The sequence below is a fragment of the Kineococcus aridisoli genome, assembly GCF_050871885.1.
Taxonomy (GTDB): Bacteria; Actinomycetota; Actinomycetes; order Actinomycetales; family Kineococcaceae; genus Kineococcus.
Genome location: NZ_JBJLSF010000167.1, coordinates 1 through 2,863, shown reverse-complemented (window position 1 = coordinate 2,863; position 2,863 = coordinate 1). Strand labels below are relative to the sequence as shown.

General features: G+C 77.3%; 2 protein-coding genes. Both read left to right on the top strand.

Features of this window, described 5'->3' with window-relative positions; genetic code table 11:
* Positions 1–991, top strand: a 991-nt coding sequence (locus ACRYM2_RS23050; RefSeq protein WP_432525032.1) for an MSCRAMM family protein, incomplete at its 5' end; no start/stop codon positions are given.
* A gap of 115 nt (positions 992–1,106) precedes the next feature.
* The coding region (locus ACRYM2_RS23045; protein ID WP_432525030.1) for an MMPL family transporter at positions 1,107–2,863 on the top strand (1,757 nt) is incomplete at its 3' end.

The window sequence follows — 2,863 nt, the reverse complement described above, 5'->3', positions numbered from 1 at the left end:
CGCCCTCGTCGTCCGGATGGTCATCATGCCGGCGGCGCTGACCCTGCTGGGCGAGAAGGCGTGGTGGATGCCGCGCTGGATGCAGCGCATCGTGCCCAACGTCGACGCCGAGGGCCGCAGCCTGGAGCGGCTCCTGACCGCCGACGGGCCCTCCGCGCAGCCCGCCCCCGCTGCGGCCCCCGCGCAGACCGCCCCCGCGGTGCCGGCGCAGCGGCCGGGCTCCGCGGCCGGTCCCGGCATCGAGGGGGTCGTGCGCGACGTCGCCGGCCACCCGCTGCCCGGGGCGGCGCTGACGCTCACCGACCCGGCGGGCCGGCAGCTGGCCCGCACCTCCTCCGACGCCGAGGGCCGCTACCGGCTCTCCCCGCCCTCCGGAGGCACCTTCCTGCTCATCACCGCCTCCCGCGAGACGCGGCCCGCGGCCCAGCTCGTCGCGGTCGCCGACGCGCCCGTGCGCCACGACGTCCGGCTCGCCGGCACCGCGGCCGTCACCGGCCGGGTGCTGACCGGCGACGGCCGCGAGGAGCACCCGGTACCCGGTGCCGTCGTCACGCTGCTCGACGTCCAGGGCAGCGTCGTCGCCACCACCCGCTCCGGCGCCGACGGCGGGTACCGGTTCACCGACCTGGTCAGCGGCTCCTACGTCCTCAGCGCGCTCAGCACCGAGCACCGCCCGCTGGCGCGCACCGTGGAGCTGGCGCACTCGATCACCCTCGACGCCGACCTGCGCCTGGCCGGCGGCGGTCGCCTGGTCGGCACGGTCGTCGCCGCCACCGACGGCGGCGCCGTGCGGGAGGCGTCGGTGACGCTCGTCGACGACTCCGGCGCGGTCGTCGACAGCGTCACCACCGGCGAGGACGGCGGCTTCTGCTTCGACGACCTCGGCCGCGGCCGCTACGTCCTCACCGCCTCCGGCTACGCCCCGACGGCCACGGCGGTCGAGGTCGTCGACGGCGGGAGCAGCGAGGTCGACGTGGAGCTCGGCCGCTAGCCGATCGGCTAGCTCCCGGGGCTTCAGCCGGGAGGGCGTCGCGCCGATGCACTGCGAGCGGCGCCTCCCGGCCGGTGGCGGCGCGTGCCGACCACCGCTGAAGGAGCCTCCCGCCATGGCCACCCTGCTGCACCGCCTGGGCGACGCCAGCGCCCGCCACCGCCGGCTGGTGCTGGCCGTCTGGGCCCTGCTGCTCACCGCCCTGGCCGCCCTCGCGGTCGGGCTGCCGCAGCAGGCGGCACCGCAGACCAGCTTCTCCATCCCCGGCACCCAGGCCAGCGAGGGCCTGGAGGTCCTCGAGCGCGAGTTCGCCGCCGGCGCCTCCGCCGCCACCGCCACCGTCGTGCTCCAGGCCCCGGCGGGGCAGACGCTCACCGGCGCCAACGCCGCCGCCGTCCAGGAGCTGCTCGCGCAGCTGCGCGGCATCGAGGGCGTCGCGGCCGTCAGCGACCCGCTGGCCGCGCAGACCGCGCGGGTCTCGGCCGACCAGAGCATCGCCGCCGCCACCGTCGCCTTCACCACCGGCGCCGGCGACGTGGCGGAGGCGACGGCGCGGGCCTTCACCGCCGCCACCGACCACGACGTGCAGGGCGCCGACGGCGCCGTGCGCGTGGAGGTCACCTCCGACCTGGCCACCACCGGCAGCGGCGGCCACGCCAGCGAGGCCATCGGCGTGGCCGTCGCCTTCGTCGTGCTGGTCCTGACCTACGGCTCGCTGGTGGCCGCGGGCGCCAACCTGCTCACCGCGCTCGTCGGCGTGGGCGTCGGCGTCGTCGGCATCACCGCGCTCGGCAAGGTCGTCTCCCTGTCCTCGACGACCCCGGCGCTGGCCTCGATGCTCGGCCTGGCGGTCGGCATCGACTACGCCCTGTTCGTCTTCGCCCGCACCCGCACCGAGCTGCGCGCCGGCGCCGACGTGCAGCAGGCCGTCGCCAAGGCGACCGGCACCGCCGGCACCGCCGTCGTCTTCGCCGGTGCCACGGTGGTCATCGCCCTGCTCGGGCTGGCCGTGGTGGACATCTCCTTCCTCACCCAGATGGGTGTCGCGGCCGCCGCGACGGTCGCCGTCGCCGTGCTCGTGGCGCTCACCGCGGTGCCCGCGCTGCTGGCCGTCATGGGGCGCCGGGTGCTGCCCCGCCGCGAGCGCCACCTGGACGCCGCGGGCCTGCGCGCCGCGACCGGGGTCGTGCCCGCGAGCGCGTCCGACGGGGGCGCGCAGCGGCGCGGGCTGCTGGCGCGCTGGGCGCGCGGCGTCACCCGCCACCCGGTGCTGGCGCTGCTGGGCGCCGTGCTCGTCGTCGGCGCGGTGGCGCTGCCCGTCGCCTCGATGCGCACCGCGCTGCCCTCGGCGGAGAACGGCGACCCGGCCACTTCGGCGCGGCAGGCCTACGACCTGCTCGTGCAGGGCTTCGGCGAGGGGTCGCAGGCCACGCTGCTCGTCGTCGTGGAGGGCACCGACGCGAGCGCCGTCGCGGCCGCCGCGGCCTCCGTCGCCGCGGACGTGCAGGGGCTGGACGACGTCGTCGCCACCGCCCCGGCCGTGCCCTCCGCCGACGGCACCGCCCAGCTGATCACCGTCGTGCCCGGCAGCGGCCCCACCGACGAGGCCACCACGGACCTCGTGCACGAGATCCGGGCGCGGACCGCGGACACCCCTGGCGCGGACGTGCTCGTCACGGGGCAGACGGCGCTGAGCATCGACGTCAACCAGGCGCTGGCGGACGCGCTGCCGGTCTACATCGCGGTCATCGTCGTGCTGGCGCTGGCGCTGCTGGTGATGCTCTTCCGCTCCATCGCGGTGCCGCTCATGGCGACCGTCGGCTTCCTGCTCTCGCTCGGCGCGAGCCTGGGCTCGGTGGTGGCGATCTACCA